Source organism: Lacimicrobium alkaliphilum (genome assembly GCF_002591895.1).
Lineage (GTDB): Bacteria > Pseudomonadota > Gammaproteobacteria > Enterobacterales > Alteromonadaceae > Lacimicrobium > Lacimicrobium alkaliphilum.
The window spans coordinates 16,865-35,818 of the sequence record NZ_NISX01000022.1; the positions used below are offsets into that span (position 1 = coordinate 16,865).

Below are 18,954 nucleotides of genomic sequence, written 5' to 3' on the forward strand. Positions count from 1 at the left end.
AAGACACCAGGATAGTTAAATGACCATTCGTACTGCCGATTTATTCTCCATTGCTAACAGCGGAATCCGTTCCAGTAACACCTTGTTGCGAACGACCGGTCATAACATCTCCAATGTGAATACAGAAGGCTTTGTGCGTGAGCGCACCAACTTTGTGTCACAACTGACCGGAGGCGTTGGGCAGGGCACCACTGAACGGGTCATTAATCAGTTCGCGCAGAATCAGTTGCGCAGAGACACCACAAGGTTAGGCGAAGCCGAGGCGTTTTTTCAGCGAATTTCTCAGCTGGATAATATTCTGGCCAGTGAAGCAAACAGTATTTCCGGCAGCCTGAGTCGTTTTTTCTCAGCGTTGCAGACGTCCATTGACGAGCCTGGCAATGTGGCAGCCCGTGAGCTCGTGCTGGGGCAGGCGGGTTCTAACCTGGAGCGTATGAGCAGTCTGTCGGCGTACATGAATCAGACCGAGACCGATCTGAATCAGGAACTTGGCAATATAACCACTGAGGCCAATGATCTGATTAAAAATATTTCCGAACTGAATACCCAAATCAGAGACGTGCAGTCTAACAACCGCAATGAAGAGCCCGGTGTGCTCAAGAATGAGCGGGATATGGCAATACAGCAACTGGCTGAGATTGTTTCAATTGAAACCCGCCAGCAGGATGATGGTACCACTCTGGTGAACCTTACTGCCGGACAGTCACTGGTACTGGAAGCCGGGGTGTTCAATGTGTTTCAGGTCAGCGGTGACCCGGATATCACCCGCAAAAGCCTGCAATTGCAAAGTTCTAACACGCCTGCGCTCATCAATGTGGCGGAAACCGAACTGGGTGGCAAAATGGGAGGCCTGTTTTCCTTTCGTGATGAAGTACTGGCACCCGCCCAGCGAGAGCTGGGCCAATTGGCACTGGGATTTGCCGATGCCATGAATGAACAGAATCGGCTGGGTATGGATTATGACGGCCAGCTGGGTGTGGATATTTTTAATCTTCCCAGTGTTCAGGCACTAAACTATGCCGATAACTCTTCAGCAAATCTTGCAATAAATGGCCGGATTCAGGAAGGTCAGGCTGAAAACCTCACCACCTCAGATTACAAGATTACTATTGATGCAGTAACAGCAGGCGCGCCTGACACGGTGGATATTACGGTTGAATTGCTCAACGCCGACGGTACGCCATCACTGGATACCGACGGGAATCCTATTACTTACTCGGACACCGGGCTCGAAGCAACACCAGGTAGCTGGGTGCCAATTCTGGATGGACTGGAGCTGGAGTTTCCTGACGGTGCGACATATGCGGCGGGTGACGAGTTTTTATTACAGCCAACCCGCTATACCGCATCCCAGGTGAATCTGGATATTGTGCGCGGAGAAGATCTTGCGTTTGCCTCGCCTATTAAAGCGCAAGGCGATATTGATAATCTCGGCGGTGCTCAGGTGGTGTCTACATCTGTTACCAATACCACAGTGGATAATACGTTTGCCGACAGTGGTGCCTCTGGGTTTAATGGCTCAGGCGGCATTCATGGTCCGGGGGCTGCACCTGGCGGTGGCGTAGGTGCACCAGCGGAGATAGTGTTTACGGCCAGTGATTCCTATCAGGTTCTCGACAGTGCCGGTACGGTGATCACCGAAGTCACTAATGCGCCTGATCTGAAAAATCTGCTGGCTCAGGGTGAGAGTATAGGTGCAGGTCCGGCCTGGCCCGGGGCGTTCTCCGCGCTGGATAACTATCCCGGTTATGATATTAGTCTGGAAGGTGTGCCCAAAGCCGGGGATAGCTTCAGCATCAGCTTTAATACCAATGGTGTAGATGATAATCGTAATGGCCTGGAACTGGCCGGGCTGCAGGATGTCAACACTATCCGACGTAATGTGAGCACCGGATTCAGCGACCAGAATGGTGCAACCTTTCATGGTGCCTATGCTGATACGGTCAGCAGTGTTGGTGAAAAGGCCGCCACTGCCGATATAGAGTTTAAGGCGGCACAGGCGATGGAGCAGCAGTCCAGCGACTGGTTTCAGTCTGTTTCCGGTGTCAGCCTCGATGAGGAAGCGTCCAATCTGATCCGTTTTCAGCAGGCTTATGCCGCTTCGGCCAGAGTGTTGGGTACAGCCCAGACGTTGTTTGATACTATACTCGGTGCTGTACGATAAAAGGTAATTTCATGCGAATCTCCACTAATCAATTATTTGATCGCAGCATTCAGAGCATCCTCAATAATCAGGGGAACCTGTCTGATTTGCAGCAGCAGCTGGCCTCCGGTAAGAAGCTGCTGCGGCCATCAGATGATCCTGTCGGCGCGTCGAAAGTCATACGTCTGACCGAGGAGCTCGAGCAGATTAAGCAGTTTCAGCGCAATAATGATGTGCTAACCAGTGCACTGAAGGAGCAGGAAGCGGTAATGCGCAATATCACCAGCTCTGTGCAGCGGGCCCGGCAGCTGGCGGTGCAATCCGGCAATGGCATCATGGCGGCGGAAGACAAAGCGGCGCTGGCAGTGGAAATTGGCGCGATCCGGGATGAAGTGTTTGATCTGATGAATTCGCGGGACGCCTCCGGCGAGTATATCTTCGCCGGATATCAGTCCAAATCACCGGCCTTTATTTTTGATCCCGCAGCAACAGGCAATAAATATCAGTTTCAGGGTGATGAGGGCACGAACGATCTTCAGGTATCCCCGGCGGTGAGGTTACAGGCCGCTGACTCAGGTAAAACCGTATTTGAAGACGTATTTGCCCGATTCAAATCCAGTATTACCGGCGGCACTGCAGCCGATTCATCACTTAATATCACTCTGCAGAAAGATCTCGATACCTTTCATCAGCAGAATTATGACGCAGTGACCCCGGCCAATAATGCCTTTGAAATTCAGGTGAACGGTGCCGGAGATCAGGTGACCGTGACGAACACCGGCACAGGCGCGAACTTAGGCACGTTCAATTTCACATCGGGTGAGCCGTTTACTTTTAATGGTATGGAATTCACCATAGAGGGTGGCCCGGGTGATACGGTTCAGTTTGAATTGGATCCGCCGCAGAAAAAAAATCTGGCACAGACTCTGGATGACTTTTTTGTCGCGTTAAATGACCCTGATATCTCGCAGCAGGGGTTCCAGAATGGCCTTAATGACGCCCTGATTGGCATGGACAATGGCCTTGAACGTTTGGGAGCGGCTACAGCTGGTGTCGGCGGCCGGCTTAATGTGGCCGAGTCAATCTATGAGTCGAATCTGGACCTGGAAATTGCACATAAATCAACCCGGTCTGATATTGAGGATGTTGATTATGCAAAGGCGGTTTCCGATCTGAGCCGTCAGGAAACGGCATTACAGGCTGCTCAGTCGACTTTCTCCCGGGTGACCGGCTTATCCCTGTTTGACTTTATTTAGAACAGTTTTCAGAAATCAGCTATCAGTACTGACAACTGAGAGCTGATAACTGACGATTTAAATTATGAACCTCGGTGTTCTTTGTCTAGGGACCGCAGATTCCCGCTGCGTCTTGGCGCCTCTGCGTGATCATTAGCCTTTTTTCTTTGATCTCGCAAAGACGCAGAGAGCGCTGAGAAGAGCAATCTTATGTAGGGGCCAATTTATTGGACTGCCTCACAATATTTGTCGAATAAATTCCAATCTTAGAGCCTGGAGGTCATTCCGGCGTGTTGTTAGCCGGAATCTTTAACTGAGGGCTAAGATGTTTACCTTTAACTACTCAGCCGTCGGCAGGAGATCCTGATTTGTATCAGGATGACAGGTAAATTCATTATTCAGCATTCCATTCCCGCTGCGTCTTGGCGCCTCTGTGGTTAATCTTGCTCTTCTTAAAGGTCACTGGATGCCCGATAACAGCATTCGGGCATGACGGGCGGTTCAGGTAATTACTATTAACTGCTTAGTAGTCAGCTGGAGATCCTGATTTACATCAGGATGACGGGGTAGATTCACTCTTTTGTATTCCTGATTCAACATTTTTCAGTCTGGTCAGATACACCATGGTCTTACGTTCGTGAGTGGAGTAATAGCTGATATACAATCCTTGCTGATTAAAAACCATACCGGGGTAGCTGTTGTCTCCTGCAGATGGCAGAAATTGCAAAAGTTCAGGGCGTTTACCGGCCAAATCCATTTTCAGTAGTGCGGTTTTCGGGCCTTGCTCTGTCCATACCCGGCCACACACCAATGCTCTGCTGTTATCTATGGCTAATATTGCCGGGCCGCCGATATACACACCGAGATCCGTCCATTGCCATCTTTTGTATGGTGCATCGGCTACTCCCAGCTGTGCAGTGCAGGTGTCAGCGTCCCTGCGCAACAGCACATACATTCTTCCATCATTGTCAAAAAACATGTCTGATTCATTGGGGTAGCCTTTGCCATGGGTCGACAGACTAAATAAGTCCGGGTAGATGCACTCAAATGTCCGTCGGGGATTACCGGCGTATAGCGAGACGCGCTGTGCCTTTCTGCTGTATGCGATACCGTAAGCAACGCCCTGGTGCCACCTGAGCCGCCACAACCACCAGTTCCTGTCTCCGAGTGCTCGCGGAGATGACCAGCTGTGTCCATCGCCGGAGAACCAGGTCATTGGCTGAGAATAGCGTCCCTCTTTAACGTAAATACGTCCATAAGCCAGCAACAACAGCTTACCATCCGCGGTAATGCTGAGCTTTGGATCTCTGAGATCAGTCTTTGGCATGCGGATACGATGTACAGCCTGTACCTCTCCTTGCCAATTAAGTCGTAAAATACAAATCAGACCATCACTGCTGACATGATCAGAGGCCTCTCTGAAACAACAATAGAGCTCCTGATTAAACTGACACAAATCTGTAAAAGCGCTGTGAGCTGCCTGTGAGGCGATACATTTTTGCCACATGACTGACATTTTTTTAACCAGCAATCCTCTCGTTAAGCCATTGAATCTCAAATGCTTAGAGAATGCAAAGCGGCAAAGCCTTGCCGTTTTTTTTGCCGGGCGGCAAGTTTTTACTAAAGGACTTTTCCGGACCGTCGATAAACTTAATCGAGAGAGCCAGTAACATTAACTTTTTTCAAAAAGTTCTTGTTCCTTAAGTGTTATTAAACCTTCGGTGAAAGCCGGATGCCAGCAGACCGCTGGACTGAGAGTGTAGGAGAGACTTATGTCTTTATTTGTAAATACCAACGTTTCGTCATTGAATGCGCAACGTCAATTGATGGATTCTTCAAACGCATTATCGACCTCGTTTGAAAGGCTGTCATCCGGCTTCCGCATTAACCGTGCCGCCGATGATGCTGCAGGCTTGCAGATCTCGGATCGCATGACTTCACAAATCCAGGGGCTGAATCAGGCCGTCCGTAACGCCAATGATGCCATATCTCTGACTCAGACGGCTGAAGGTGCAATGGGAGAGATCACTAACTCTCTTCAACGTATCCGTCAGTTGGCTGTACAGTCACAAAACGGTATCAACTCATCAACAGACCGTGCTGCTTTACAAAAAGAAGTGTCAGCCCTTAAAGCGGAAATCAGCCGTATCGGACAGACTACGCAGTTTGCCGGTGTAGATTTGCTGAAAGGGGATTACTCAGCCTCCTTTTTAGTGGGTGCCAACGGTGGTCAGAACATTGAAGTTACACTTAAACTAAGTGGTGGCTATGGTGCGTCGGGTCTGAACCTGGCAGATACAACTGTTGCTACAACCGCTGAAGCATCAGCCGCGCTGACAGCAATTGATAATGCGATTTCCACTATAGGCGGGGCGCGTGCCGATTTAGGTGCTTTGCAGAACCGGTTCCAGTCGACTATCCGTAACCTGAGTAATATCGTTGAGAATGTATCAGGTGCCCGTTCACAAATCCGTGATACTGACTTTGCTCAGGAAACGGCTGAACTGACACGTAACCAGATCATTCAGCAGGCCAGCACCACCGTGTTGAGCCAGGCGAATCAGCGTCCACAGGCTGCACTGCAGTTACTGGGATAAACGATTAATCGTTTGGGAACTGACGCCAGGAGGTGGTAGAGGTTTGAGAAACCAAACGGTAAGAGTTTCGCTCACTCTCTCCTAACGAAGAGCGATTGGCCGGGGGCAACCCCGGTCATTTTTAAACCAAAATCTATATTTATATGCCCGAGTAAGATATTGAATCTTCTTGGGTTTTTGTGTTGCTTTAAAAATTCTCTAAAGCTTTCTCTGATTTGGTTCGATAACTATTTCAAAGGCAGTGAGTATTAAAAAAACAATAAACTCATGCCAGACAGAGCCCGCTAAAAACAACAATATGGGCCTGTTAACACCAAGCAAAGCTATAAAAATAATAAGCCTGGTGCCAAATTTGTTTCAGTTAGGAGAAAATCATGAGTTTATACGTCAACACAAATGTGTCTTCGTTAAACGCGACACGTCAATTATTCACCTCGAATAATCAGTTAAGTACGTCGTTTGAGCGTCTGTCTTCAGGCTTCAGAATTAATGGTGCCAAAGATGATGCTGCAGGGCTGCAAATCTCCGACCGTATGACGGCCCAGATACAGGGTCTGAATATGGCGGTCAGAAATGCGAACGATGGTATTTCTCTGGCCCAGACCGCAGAAGGTGCGATGCAGGAAATCACTAATGCCTTGCAGCGCATCCGGGTACTGGCCGTGCAGTCACAGAACGGGATTAACAGCTCTGCTGACCGTCTGGCACTGCAAAAAGAAGTCTCTGCACTGAAATCGGAAATGAGCCGTATTGCCTCCACTTCTCAGTTTGGTGGCGTCAATATTCTTGATGGTAGGTATTCGGCGGTGTTTTTAGTCGGTGCCAATGCGGGTCAGACGATCAGCGTAAATATCTCTCGCCAGGGGGGCTTTGGGTCATCGGGCCTGTTTAATGGGGTCGATGTGTCGGTAGCGACTGCGCAGGACGCTTCGGCAGCCATGACGCTGGTGGATACCGCGATTTCAATTATCGGCGGTGCCAGGGCAGATCTGGGTGCGATTCAGAACCGTTTCCAGTCCACGATAAGAAACCTCAGCAATATTTCGGAAAATGTATCGGCGGCAAGGTCGCGCATCAAGGATACAGACTTTGCCGTGGAAACGGCAGAACTTACCCGTTGGCAGATTATTCAGCAAGCCAGCATCACTGTTCTGGGGCAGGCTAACCAGCGTCCACAGGCAGCACTGTCACTGCTGCAAGGATAATGACTATGCGCATCAGTGATATTGCAATGCGGGGGCAAGCTGCAATAACTGAAGACAGATAAGCTTTTTGGCCTGAACAGGCTGAAAAGATAAGAAAAAGGCCGGTTTGCAAATTGTGGGGCAAGCTGCAACCGACCTGAAGACAGAGAAACTTCACCGGATTACAGCCTTAAAAATAAAGTGCCAGCTCACAGCTAAAGGCGAGGCCTTTGTTGTAAGCGGCCGACTGACAGGAACGACGCCAGGAGGTAGTAGAGGTTTGAGGTTTGGCCATCAAACCCGTCAGTGCGACCAGAGCTTGCGCTCACTTTTTTGCATTTATCTTTACAGGCTAGGTAACCGGTAAAGCGTCCATCAGAAAACTGACAGACAAACAAAGCGAAGCACGTAGTGTGCCAAAATTTAATTTAATGTTACCCACAAGGTGAAGATGCCATAAAAACAATAATGTCATCACCGGGTTAGGAGAGAGTTATGAGCTTGTATGTCAATACCAATGTGTCGTCGATAAATGCGACCCGTCAGTTATTTACCTCGAATAATCAGTTAAGTACGTCTTTCGAACGCCTTTCTTCTGGCTTTCGAATCAACGGCGCCAAAGATGATGCCGCAGGACTGCAAATATCCGATCGTATGACGTCACAGATCCAGGGCCTGAACATGGCTGTGCGAAACGCCAATGATGGTATTTCCCTGGCCCAGACCGCAGAGGGAGCGATGCAGGAGATTACCACTGCACTGCAGAGAATCCGGGTGCTGGCGGTACAATCGCAGAACGGAATTAACAGTTCCACCGACCGCCTGGCACTGCAAAAAGAAGTGTCTGCACTGAAATCGGAAATGAGCCGTATCGCGTCCACGTCTCAGTTTGGTGGAGTGAATATACTGGATGGAAAATACTCTGCTACTTTTTTGGTCGGTGCTAATGCGGGGCAGACAATCAGCGTGAATATTTCACGCCAGGGCGGCTTTGGGTCGTCGGGCCTGTTCAACGGTGTTGATCTGTCGGTAGCAACGGCTGCAAATGCGTCGGCGGCAATGGCGGCGGTGGATACCGCAATATCGATTATCGGTGGTGCTCGAGCAGACCTTGGTGCTATTCAAAACCGGTTCCAGTCGACTATTCGTAACCTGAGCAATATATCTGAGAATGTCTCGGCGGCAAGATCGCGCATCAGAGATACAGATTTTGCCGTGGAAACGGCAGAACTGACCCGCTGGCAGATTATTCAGCAAGCCAGTATCACTGTTCTTGGGCAGGCGAATCAACGGCCCCAGGCAGCATTGCAGTTACTTGGAGGTTAATGAGTAGGCAAGACGTTATCACTTGAAGTAAACATAAATCAAAGAGGGTGGAAGTGAGAGGCCGCCGGCCATGTTAACAGCATGGCATCAGGGACTTACCGCAATTCAGCAGGACTGAGAGGGGTAAAGACCACCCGGGGATTCCCGGGTGGTTAAGGGATAAAACGCCGACCGGCAGGACTGAGAGTGTAGAAGTGGTTGAGAGGCCAGTTTCATTCTCAAAACCTGCAAGCCGGACAGAAACCTTATTTGCTCGTTCTCCTAACGTGAGCAAGTTGGCCAGGTCATTTGACCTGGCTTTTTTTATATAGATAGCAAATTCCATGTCAATATGGCAAATAAAAAGCAAAGGGCGTGCCAGAACAACTATCATTACCAGGATATTTTCCTAAGTCACCGCAAGAGTCATCAGCTTTCACTTATCAGTGGTCAGTAAAACAATAATTCCTCACGAAAAGACGCTTCACCGCAAAGGCGCTGGGATCGCAAAGATTTGGTCTTTTAACCTCTTTTAATCCTCTGCGTCTTGGCGCCTCTGCGTGATCATTAGTCTTTTTTCTTTGATCTCGCAAAGACGCAGAGGAACAACGGAAGGGGCTGTTGGTATCACTGCGTCGCGAGAGTGTTTTTGGTGGTAATACCCCTGTGACTAAAACCAGCTGTTTATGTCGTGGCAGTACTTGCCGGCAGGAGGATTCATTGCTGATACCACTCCATATAGATAGTTGCCCGCTCAGTGAGACTAAAATGTTCTCTGGCAATAGATGGCCCTGAAAATCTGACAGGGCTTAATAAAGAGCCTAATAAACAATGCCTTAAGTTTTTTATTAAAAAAATTTAAAAAAAACCTAAAGAGGCTCAATTTGCGGTCGATACCGTTAGTCGAGGGGTAATTTAAGTTTTGGATTTTGGCCTTGCGCCGGATTCCAATTATGAGGCAACTCAGCAATGAGTTGAAATGAGGCAAGCCAACGTTGATATGAGGGTATCAGGGGCGGCTTTCAGGAGGTAACTCTTATGAGTTTATTTGTAAACACTAACGTATCGTCGCTGAACGCTCAGCGTCAGTTGCAAAGTTCCGGAAATGCACTGTCTACATCCTTTGAAAGGTTGTCTTCAGGTTTCCGTATTAATCGTGCGGCGGATGACGCAGCAGGCCTGCAGATTTCTGATCGTATGACATCGCAAATTCAGGGCCTGAATCAGGCTGTCCGGAATGCTAATGATGCCATTTCATTGACGCAGACAGCTGAAGGCGCAATGGGAGAGATTACAAACTCTTTGCAGCGTATTCGCCAGTTGGCCGTACAATCGCAGAACGGGATTAACTCATCCACAGACCGTGCGGCACTGCAAAAAGAAGTATCGGCCCTTAAGGCTGAAATCAGCCGTATTGGGCAGAATACTCAGTTTGCCGGTGTGGATTTGCTCAAAGGCGACTATTCAGCCTCCTTTTTGGTGGGTGCAAATGGTGGTCAGAATATCGAGGTTACATTGAAACAGAGTGGTGGCTATGGTGCGTCTGGGCTCAGCCTTGCAGACACTACAATTGCCACAGCCGCTGAAGCATCAGCAGCGTTGACAGCAATTGACAATGCCATATCCACCATCGGTGGTGCCCGGGCCGACTTGGGTGCCTTGCAGAACCGGTTCCAGTCGACAATCCGTAATTTGAGTAATATTGTTGAGAACGTATCAGGCGCCCGTTCGCAAATCCGTGACACGGATTTTGCCCAGGAAACGGCCGAACTGACACGTAATCAGATTATTCAGCAGGCTTCTTTGTCTGTACTGAGTCAGGCGAATCAGCGGCCACAAGCTGCACTATCGCTACTGGGATAAACCAGCCAGGATCACTATACTATTATAGTGATCCGCGCTTTTCCTAATTGGGAGGTGGAAAATGGACGTAAATTTTTCACAAAGTGTGCAAAATGCCGATAGATTCCTGTCTGAGCGAACTGTAAAAGCTGAGGAGGCAAAGTCTCCCGCTGAAACCGGGGAGAATAACGCCTCTGCTATACCATCAACTGAACCAGCTAACTTAGAGGACATTAAAGCTCAGCAGCAAAGTGCCGATAAAGATAAGCAGAAAGAGGAGAGCGAGCAGGGAATTGAAGCGGCAATTGAAGAGATTCGGGAGTTTGCCAACATTCAGAACCGCCAGCTCGACTTTAGTATTGATGAAGACAGTCAACGGCGCGTAATACGGGTGCTGGATGCAGAAAGCGGCGATATGATTCGCCAGATACCTACTGATGAAGTATTACAACTGGCTGAGAGGATCAAAGAGCTACAGACTGAGGTAGGTGCTGCCGTCGGTGTGTTTTTTAACAAGGCTGTGTAGGTTTACAGGTTTTATAGATAGAGGTATAAAATGGCAATTCAATCATTAGGGGTTGGTTCAGGATTGGCTCTTGACGATTTGGTCAAGCAGTTAATTGCGGCTGAACGTAAACCCAGGCAAGACCGGTTGGATAAACGCGAAGAGTCACTCGACGCGGTCATTTCTGGTATTGGCCAGTTAAAGTCCAAAATGGACGCCTTTAAAGAATCTGTCGATGCTCTGCGCAGAGACAATCAGTTACAGAGTCGCTCTGCTACAACAACCCATCCGGGTATTACCAGCGAAGAAGGCAGCGGCCCTTTTACTGCCGAGGCTTCTAACAGTGCTGTTACCGGTTCGTATAAAATTGCCATAACCCAATTGGCAGAAGGCAGTCGTATTGAGACTGCCGATGCCGTTGATGGCGGTTTCTCCAGTAAAACTGATTCCGTGAGTGGTACCGCCGGATCGCTGACATTTAAAGTGGGATCTGAGAGTTTCGATGTCAATGTGACTGCTGGCATGACAATGGAACAGTTGCGAAATAAAATTAATGCCAATGCGGACAATTTTGGGGTTAATGCCAGTATCATCAGTACCGGCACCGCAGATGGCGGAGCCAAGCTGGTGTTCAGTTCAGACAAAACCGGGGCTGGTAATGACCTGCAAATTGTAAATAACAACAACATTGCTGACCTTAATCGGGTATCGACAACGGATTCAGCAGAGACAGCTACCTATCTGACACCGGTTAAATCTGCTACCAATGCTCAGGCAACCGTCGACGGCATTCTGGTTGAAAGTGAAACCAACCGGTTTGAAAATGTAATCGACAATGTCGCGTTTTCTGCGACCGAATTATCTACAAAAAATGCGTCAGACGAATTCCAGACGTCGACGCTCAATATTGGCTTAGATAAAAAAGGCACGGAAAAGAAAGTCCGCGATTTTGTGGATGATTATAATTCTTTGATGTCTGAAATCGGTACGCTGACAAAATATGGTGGCTCAGAGCTTGAAGATGATGGGGCTTTGGCAGGTGATTTTATGGCCAGAGGCATATCCTCTGGTCTGGCTAATATTGCGTCGGGCACCGTCAGTACTTCAGAGTTGGGTAGCTTGTTCCAGATTGGCATTGCATTTGATGAAGACGGCAAGCTGGAAATATCTGACGTCGATGAATTTGGTTTTGGTAGTGGTGAAGACCGACTGAATGAGGCATTGGACAGTAATTTTGATGAGTTCGCAAAGCTGTTTACCGATGAGAAAGAGGGTATCGCCAGTCGTATGTACGACTATCTGCGCGAATACACCACTTTTGATGGCTTGCTCAGAACCCGTGAACAGTCTGTAAAAGATGAAAAAGATCAATTGGGTAAAGAGCGGGAGCGTTTCGAGTTGCAAATGCTTAATTTTGAAGATATTCAGCGCAAAAAGTATTTAGCTCTGGACCAAACGGTTTCTCAGCTTAACCGAACCGGCAATGCCCTGTTGACGGCGTTGAATTCCACCGGATTTTAAGGAGTAGCTATGTCTCTTAAAGGTATTAATGCCTATAAAAAGGGTAATCTTAAGCAGGATATCACTCATGCAGATCCGCATAAGTTGACCCTGATGTTGATGCAGGGCGCATTAGATAGAATGGCCTTTGCCAAAGGCTGCATTGAACGAAAAGAATATGAGGCCAAGTCTGAGCACTTATCCCGCGCCAGCGCGATTGTGATGAACTTGCGCGACAGCCTGGATATGTCGCTCAAATCCGAAGTCGGTGACAACCTTTATGCGTTGTATGACTACATGCTGGAACGCCTGGTAGATGCTAACGTGCAGAATAGCTTGAAGATTATGGATGAAATCATTAGTCTGATGGTACCCATAAAGTCAGCCTGGATGGAGATTCCTGAACATGCCAAGCAGGAAGCCTATGAAACCAGGCGACAAAAACAACAAGCGGTCGTGTGAAAAAACTGACACTTCATCATTCCCTGACGTTTCCAGAGCTTGATGCCAAGAATGAAGCCCTTTGCGGGCTTCTTTGCGTTCAGGAACCTGATATCGAACAGCTCCGCCAACTGGTGATTGAGCGTGATCAACTCGTCCTTTCCCATTTAGAAAACCTTGAAGAAGAGAGTAAGAAGTCTTTTGCTGAAGCGGAGTTGGCATGCAATAAGCAGCTAATAGACGTTATCCAACCCATGCTGGATGAAACTGAGACCTCTTTGACCAGTTTTCTGCGCAGCAGAAAAGCGATTCGCAATTATCAGAAGTAGCTATGCTAAAAAATATTCGCCTCCACTTGCAGCAAGACGAAGAACAACAAAAGCATCAGGAAGAGCATTTGGCGGAGCATATCGCCCGCATCAGTCACAAAAATATTAATGCCTTTCAACGTCATATTCCCTCGCTGTTAGCCTATATAAAACAACAGAGCCAGAATATCTCGGTATTTTGCAATAAATACGGTGATTACAATCTGGTGGATTATGGTACCGGCAGAACATTTTACGGACTTCATCCACAACGGGAAATTCAGACTCATCTGAATAGCTTTACGGACCATGCGCCCTACATTTCATTTGAACAGGCATCTTCTGCGCTAGAGAATACACCAGATGTAACTGATATCACTGAGCTGACAGAATTGCCAGAATACCGGCAACGCCTTAGTGCTCCGCCACTTCCCGATTCATCTGAATTAGTTGTAGTGCTGGGGATAGGTCTTGGCTTTCATATTCAAGAGCTCATAGAGAAGTATCAGGTTTCTCATTTGCTGATTTATGAGCCAGAACCCCAGTATTTTAAAGCGTCCACCATGCTGGTTGACTGGCAGCATATTCTGCAGCTGGCGAAAGATAAAGGTACTGCACTGTATCTGCAGATTGAAAAGGATGGCCGCGACTTTATCAATAATGTACAGGAGCTGCGGGAACACGTTGATATCAGTGGGGCCTATCTTTATCAACACTATAACCACCCGGTTTTTGATGCGTTGTATCAGCAGCTGACAAACCACCCCTGGAATAAACTGGTTGAACAGGGACTAAACTTCCGTTTCCGTCAGGGGGCTGATGAATATTGTCCGATCTGGACAACGGCCTCCCAGCCTGAAAACTGGACTAATGTAGACCCGGAGTCTGAACGTTTCAGCAAAAATCTGGCCGCATTCAAGCACTATTTTCCTGACGTATACAAAGAGTTTAAAGACTATCAGCCCAGACGATGGCTGCCGGTGCAACAGGACAATGGAGAGATCAATATTGTTGATAAGCACCGGCTGGTACCCTGGTATGGTGAGGATCCGGCACAGGAGAGTCGGATTAACCTGAAGGGTTTTTCTGAGCATCCGCACAAAGACGGTCTGGTGCTGGGGTATAACGGCACAAAATTAAAGCATTACCTGCATTATCAGTTTGTGGAGAAAACCGAAGCCATTCTGGAGCAGCTGGAAGAAGAGCAGGGCATGTTGCCTGAAACCATAAAGTCGATGATCCTGTTTGGTCTGGGTTGTGGTTACCAGTTAGAAACGCTGTTTGATAACCATCAGGTTGAAAAGCTGTTTATCTGTGAGCCAAACCGCGACTTTTTCTATGCCTCGCTGTTTGCCATCGACTGGGCATCGATACTGAAAACTGTCGATGAATCCGATGGTCGTCTTTACCTGAATATCGGTGATGATGGGACTAATTTGTTTCGTGACTTATTGAATCAGTTTTATGCCATCGGCCCCTACATGCTTAACAGTACCTATTTTTATCAGGGCTATTACAACGGAGCACTGAATCAGGCCATAGCCCAATTAAGAGAACAGTTGCAGGTTGTGATCTCAATGGGCGAGTATTTTGATCACGCCTACTATGGTATTGCTCATACCAAAGAAGCGCTTCGCCGTGAATATCCCTTTTTAAAAAAGGATGCGGCAAAACAGATTGCCGCTGAGTATCAGGAAGTGCCGGTATTTCTGGTGGGAAACGGACCGTCACTGGATTTTTCCATCGATGCCATTAAAGAGTGGCAGGATAAAGCCATTATCGTTTCCTGTGGGACATCACTACAGGTGCTGCACCGCAACGGTATCGTGCCCGATTTTCATGCCGAGATTGAACAGAATCGTTCTACCTTTGACTGGGCCAGCAGAGTGGGGGACTTTGACTACTTAAAGAAAATCACCCTGATATCCTGTAACGGTATTCACCCCGACACCTGCGATCTCTACAAAGATGTGTATCTTGCTTTTAAAGAGGGAGAATCCTCCTCGGTCTCTACCTTGCAGGTACTGGGTGAGGAAAACTACCAGATCCTTAAATTCGCCTTTCCCACGGTAACTAACTTTGCGATGAATTTTATTGCCGGGATGGGTATGAAGCAGGTGTATCTGCTGGGTGTGGATCTGGGTTTTGCGGAACAGACTCATCATCACTCTAAACAGTCAGGTTACTATAAAGAAGATGGTGAAGAGCTCTACGATTATTCACAGAAAAATAATACCGCCATCGTTGTACCGGGTAATTTCCGTAAAAGCGTGTATACGAAACATGAATTTAAGGTTGCCAAGATGCTGCTGGAGCAGTCTCTGGCCAACACTAAGATGGATTGTTATAACTGTTCAGATGGTGCAAAGGTTCTTGGTGCGACGTCACTTCAGCTGCAGAATATTTTGATTACAAAGGGCTCAGATGATAAGTGTCAGAGTTTAACCCTCCTGAAAGAGAAAGGTTTTGTTTCACAGTCTGCGGGTGAATTTGAACAACGTTTTAATGATAAGTTTTCTTACCATGCCCTGCAGAGAGAGCTTCAGGTTTTTTGTGACAATGCTAAGGCAGATATGGCTTCTTTTGATGACGCAGAAGCCCTTATTGAGTCACAGAAAAAACTGCTGTTTCTTTCTTATCAGCAGGGAGACTCATTGTTGTTTTATTTTTTGTATGGCACGACAAATTATGCAAACTCAGTGTTGACTAAGATTCTTTACTCATCAAAACGCGAGATCGAAGTTATAGATAGGTTTAACCAGGTTTTGAACATGTGGAAAAAATGTCTGATGCAAATCAAAGAACGTCTGGTATTGCCATTCATTCTCTTTGACGTATCTGGAAGTTTTTCTACTAAGCGTTATGCCTCTAATATAAGAAGGGTGAGCAGAGAATTTGATGTCTTATTGCTGAGCACTTCCGAACGTTTTGTTAAAGCTGCAAAAACCTGGAACACAGAGCAACACCTAGGATTCAATCTTGAGTGTTTTAATTCTCCTGATCACGTTCCTCAGGAGTTATTAGAAAGTCGAAAGTATAAACTAATACTGTTGTATTGTAATCCCTATCCGGAAGGTCAGCCTGGTTGGTTGGATATTATGGCTCAAAGCGATACTCGATTAGTTGTGTTTGTAAATGACCAAAGATACCTACCTCCATTAGATAGTATTTCTGATAATGTTACGATCATTTATCTTCCGGGAGATGTGAGTGAACCGGCAGGTCTTGTCCAGGCTCATGATCTTAAAAGATTTATGTTGTTATGTAGCTTTTTGGCTAACACAAAGCATTACCGATTAATTATTCCCAGAATGATCGTGGATGACGAATCAGCTTTGCTTCCCTTTTGCGTTGACATACCCACAGAGCGCTATTTTTTGTATGCATTTCATGACGCAATTTGTGTGAGTGATCATCGTCTGGAAATGAGTGAGATGCAGGCCAGTTCAGGAAATCGGGGAGATTATGTTGTTGCGCGTGATTTGACTCCCGAGATGTTGATAATCAGAAAAGAGGATCCGGATAGGTTGGCTGAGTACAGACATTCACTTTTTAAGAACTATCCTTTTCTCATTAAAGAAGACCAAGATTATGTTCAATAATAAAATGATCCTGATTACAGGTGGAACCGGGTCCTTTGGGCAACGTTTTATCGCCAGTATCCTTAAAGACTATTCGCCGAAGAAGCTGATCGTTTACTCCCGGGATGAGCTGAAGCAATTTGAAATGCAGCAGAGGTTTGACGCCCCTTGTATGCGTTATTTTCTCGGGGATGTCAGGGATAAACATCGTCTGCAAACCGCGATGCGGGATGTGGATTTTGTGGTGCATGCCGCTGCCCTTAAGCAGGTGCCTGCGGCTGAATACAACCCCATGGAGTGCATCAAGACCAATATAATGGGCGCTCAAAATGTCATTGAGGCGGCCATTGAATCAGAAGTAAGCAGGGTGATTGCCCTGTCCACCGACAAAGCGGCAAACCCGGTTAATCTCTATGGTGCCACCAAGCTGGCCTCAGATAAGTTGTTTGTGGCCGGTAATAATATCTCCGGCGCTAACAGTACCCGTTTTGCCGTAGTGCGATATGGCAATGTGGTGGGCTCCCGTGGCTCAGTGGTACCTTTCTATCAGAATCTTATTACTCAGGGTAAAAACACGCTGCCGGTGACCCATGAGCAGATGACTCGCTTCTGGATCACTCTGGATCAGGGGGTGGACTTTGTGCAGAAAAACTTTCAGCGGATGCAAGGTGGTGAGATCTTTGTGCCCAAGATCCCCTCGGTACGCATTCTGGACCTGGTTGAAGCCATAAGCGGTAAACGTGATTATGAAGTAGTAGGTATTCGACCCGGCGAGAAAATCCATGAAATTATGGTACCCGAGGAAGTGGCCCACCATAGCCTGGAGTTTGATGATCATTATGTGATCACCCCGCCTATAACTTTTTTCGAGAAGAATATTAACTATCATAAAAATAAGTTGGGTGAGAAGGGAACGGATGTGTCAGATCGTTTTGAATATAACTCTGGCACCAATCCACAGTTTCTGTCAGTGGAGGAATTGCGTCAGCTGAATGAGTCCATTCTGTGATCCCTTACGGTAAGCATCATATTGACAGGGCTGATATTCAGGCTGTTATCGATGTGCTGGAAAACCAGTTTCTGACTCAGGGGCAGCAGGTGCCGGCTTTTGAGCGGGCTCTGGCTGATTACTGCACAGCAAAGTACGCAGTTGCTGTAAACAGTGGCACATCGGCCTTGCATATTGCCTGCCTGAGCTTAGGTGTTGGCCCTGACGATAGCGTCTGGACTTCGCCGTTGTCTTTTGTGGCTTCTGCAAACTGTGCCCGATATTGCGGTGCCGATGTCGACTTTGTGGATATCGATCCTGTCAGCCGTAATATCTGTATTCAGGCGCTGGCGATAAAACTGCAACAAGCCAAAGCCAGCAATAGTCTGCCAAAAGCCTTAGTGGTGGTGCATTACGCGGGTTTAAGCTGTGATATGCAAGGTATCAGAGAGCTCACCCAACCTCTGGGGATTGCGCTTATCGAGGATGCCAGCCATGCACTCGGTGGCAGCTATCAACAAAAGCCGGTAGGAAGCTGTGAATACTCTGATGCCTGTGTGATGAGTTTCCACCCGGTGAAATCTATTACCAGCGCAGAAGGCGGCGCAGTGCTGACGAATAGTTCAGAGCTGGAGCGGAAGCTGAGGCTGTTTGCCAGCCATGGTATTACCCGGGAACCATCACAGATGCAGGGTAAATCAGATGGTCTCTGGTATTATCAGCAGGTGGAGCTCGGATATAACTACAGGCTTAGTGATTTACATGCCGCGCTGGGGCTTTCACAATTAAAAAAGCTCACCGGTTTTGTTAAGGCCCGAAAAGAAAAAGCCCGGCGTTATACCCAAGCCTTTCAAGACTTAGCCATTGAACTTCCTGTAGAAAGTGAAATGGCAGAAAGTGCCTGGCACCTTTATGCCATAGCGCTGCGGGAACATAACAGAAGTGAAATCTTTAGCAGACTGCAGGAGGCGGGGATTGGCGTGAATGTGCACTATATTCCGATTCATCTGCAGCCTTATTACCAAAAGCTCGGCTTTAGGCCAGGCGATTTTCCCAATGCCGAGGGGTTTTACCAGCGAGCGCTGACCTTACCTCTATATCCTGATCTGACTGCCGATAACCAACAACAAGTGATTGATGCCGTTATCAGTATCCTGAGATAAAAATACTATTAACCACAGAGGCGCAGAGATCACAGAGGGTTGTAGGTGTTTTAGGGATGAATTTATTCGGTGTAGGGTCGAATTCATTCGACCAACAAAGGCGGAAATAAACAGATAGCCTAATGAACTGGCCCTACAAAAGAATTAAAAGAGCTAAACAGG

General features: G+C 47.5%; 14 protein-coding genes. 13 read left to right on the forward strand and 1 reads right to left on the reverse strand.

Features of this window, described 5'->3' with window-relative positions:
* The first annotated feature begins 19 nt into the window (after positions 1-19).
* Together CDA54_RS17155 and flgL are read left to right on the forward strand one after the other, a co-directional pair.
* Positions 20-2,164 carry a FlgK family flagellar hook-associated protein gene (locus tag CDA54_RS17155; protein WP_099036269.1) on the forward strand — a complete coding sequence of 715 codons (2,145 nt, stop codon included), beginning with the start codon at positions 20-22 and terminating at the stop codon, positions 2,162-2,164.
* Positions 2,165-2,175: 11 nt separating this feature from the next.
* Positions 2,176-3,399: a flagellar hook-associated protein FlgL gene (flgL, locus tag CDA54_RS17160; protein WP_099036270.1), complete on the forward strand. Its 1,224-nt coding sequence runs from the start codon at positions 2,176-2,178 to the stop codon at positions 3,397-3,399.
* 532 nt (positions 3,400-3,931) lie between these two features.
* Here the strand turns inward: flgL and CDA54_RS17165 are convergent.
* Positions 3,932-4,894, reverse strand: coding sequence for a hypothetical protein (locus CDA54_RS17165; protein ID WP_099036271.1), 963 nt, complete (start codon positions 4,892-4,894; stop codon positions 3,932-3,934).
* Between the two features lie 256 nt (positions 4,895-5,150).
* Here CDA54_RS17165 and CDA54_RS17170 point away from each other — a divergent pair, with 256 nt between their 5' ends.
* The 11 genes from CDA54_RS17170 (at position 5,151) to pseC (ending at position 18,792) form a co-directional block, all read left to right on the forward strand.
* The gene (locus CDA54_RS17170) at positions 5,151-5,975 is read left to right on the forward strand and encodes a flagellin N-terminal helical domain-containing protein (protein WP_099036272.1); all 825 of its coding nucleotides are present in this window, start codon (positions 5,151-5,153) and stop codon (positions 5,973-5,975) included.
* Positions 5,976-6,349: 374 nt separating this feature from the next.
* The gene (locus CDA54_RS17175) at positions 6,350-7,180 is read left to right on the forward strand and encodes a flagellin N-terminal helical domain-containing protein (protein WP_099036273.1); all 831 of its coding nucleotides are present in this window, start codon (positions 6,350-6,352) and stop codon (positions 7,178-7,180) included.
* Positions 7,181-7,654: 474 nt separating this feature from the next.
* Positions 7,655-8,485: a flagellin N-terminal helical domain-containing protein gene (locus tag CDA54_RS17180; RefSeq protein ID WP_099036274.1), complete on the forward strand. Its 831-nt coding sequence runs from the start codon at positions 7,655-7,657 to the stop codon at positions 8,483-8,485.
* Positions 8,486-9,502: 1,017 nt separating this feature from the next.
* Positions 9,503-10,327, forward strand: a complete 825-nt coding sequence (locus CDA54_RS17185) for a flagellin N-terminal helical domain-containing protein (protein ID WP_099036275.1) — start codon at positions 9,503-9,505, stop codon at positions 10,325-10,327.
* Positions 10,328-10,388: 61 nt separating this feature from the next.
* The gene (locus CDA54_RS17190; protein ID WP_099036276.1) at positions 10,389-10,832 is read left to right on the forward strand and encodes a flagellar protein FlaG; all 444 of its coding nucleotides are present in this window, start codon (positions 10,389-10,391) and stop codon (positions 10,830-10,832) included.
* 30 nt (positions 10,833-10,862) lie between these two features.
* A complete protein-coding gene (gene fliD, locus CDA54_RS17195; protein WP_099036277.1) occupies positions 10,863-12,332 on the forward strand; it encodes a flagellar filament capping protein FliD in 1,470 nt (489 codons plus the stop codon).
* Between the two features lie 9 nt (positions 12,333-12,341).
* Positions 12,342-12,773, forward strand: a complete 432-nt coding sequence (fliS, locus tag CDA54_RS17200; RefSeq protein ID WP_099036278.1) for a flagellar export chaperone FliS — start codon at positions 12,342-12,344, stop codon at positions 12,771-12,773.
* Positions 12,770-13,081 carry a hypothetical protein gene (locus CDA54_RS17205; protein ID WP_099036279.1) on the forward strand — a complete coding sequence of 104 codons (312 nt, stop codon included), beginning with the start codon at positions 12,770-12,772 and terminating at the stop codon, positions 13,079-13,081. Before fliS ends, CDA54_RS17205 begins: the two co-directional genes overlap by 4 nt.
* Before the next feature lie 2 nt (positions 13,082-13,083).
* Positions 13,084-16,662 carry a 6-hydroxymethylpterin diphosphokinase MptE-like protein gene (locus CDA54_RS17210; RefSeq protein ID WP_099036280.1) on the forward strand — a complete coding sequence of 1,193 codons (3,579 nt, stop codon included), beginning with the start codon at positions 13,084-13,086 and terminating at the stop codon, positions 16,660-16,662.
* Positions 16,652-17,650 (forward strand): UDP-N-acetylglucosamine 4,6-dehydratase (inverting), encoded by a 999-nt coding sequence (gene pseB / locus CDA54_RS17215; RefSeq protein WP_099036281.1) that lies wholly within the window; start codon positions 16,652-16,654, stop codon positions 17,648-17,650. Before CDA54_RS17210 ends, pseB begins: the two co-directional genes overlap by 11 nt.
* Complete coding sequence (gene pseC / locus CDA54_RS17220; RefSeq protein WP_099036282.1) at positions 17,647-18,792, forward strand: UDP-4-amino-4,6-dideoxy-N-acetyl-beta-L-altrosamine transaminase; 1,146 nt, start codon at positions 17,647-17,649, stop codon at positions 18,790-18,792. The genes pseB and pseC overlap by 4 nt, the downstream gene beginning before the upstream one ends.
* The last annotated feature ends 162 nt before the right edge of the window (positions 18,793-18,954 follow it).

Bases quoted from the DNA above. Each gene is read 5' to 3' on its own strand.
- fliS (WP_099036278.1), top strand. From the start codon at position 12,342: ATGTCTCTTAAAGGTATTAATGCCTATAAAAAGGGTAATCTTAAGCAG.
- pseB (WP_099036281.1), top strand. From the start codon at position 16,652: ATGTTCAATAATAAAATGATCCTGATTACAGGTGGAACCGGGTCCTTT.
- CDA54_RS17165 (WP_099036271.1), bottom strand. From the start codon at position 4,894: ATGTCAGTCATGTGGCAAAAATGTATCGCCTCACAGGCAGCTCACAGC.
- CDA54_RS17175 (WP_099036273.1), top strand. From the start codon at position 6,350: ATGAGTTTATACGTCAACACAAATGTGTCTTCGTTAAACGCGACACGT.
- CDA54_RS17185 (WP_099036275.1), top strand. From the start codon at position 9,503: ATGAGTTTATTTGTAAACACTAACGTATCGTCGCTGAACGCTCAGCGT.
- CDA54_RS17210 (WP_099036280.1), top strand. From the start codon at position 13,084: ATGCTAAAAAATATTCGCCTCCACTTGCAGCAAGACGAAGAACAACAA.
- CDA54_RS17155 (WP_099036269.1), top strand. From the start codon at position 20: ATGACCATTCGTACTGCCGATTTATTCTCCATTGCTAACAGCGGAATC.
- CDA54_RS17190 (WP_099036276.1), top strand. From the start codon at position 10,389: ATGGACGTAAATTTTTCACAAAGTGTGCAAAATGCCGATAGATTCCTG.
- flgL (WP_099036270.1), top strand. From the start codon at position 2,176: ATGCGAATCTCCACTAATCAATTATTTGATCGCAGCATTCAGAGCATC.
- fliD (WP_099036277.1), top strand. From the start codon at position 10,863: ATGGCAATTCAATCATTAGGGGTTGGTTCAGGATTGGCTCTTGACGAT.
- CDA54_RS17170 (WP_099036272.1), top strand. From the start codon at position 5,151: ATGTCTTTATTTGTAAATACCAACGTTTCGTCATTGAATGCGCAACGT.
- CDA54_RS17180 (WP_099036274.1), top strand. From the start codon at position 7,655: ATGAGCTTGTATGTCAATACCAATGTGTCGTCGATAAATGCGACCCGT.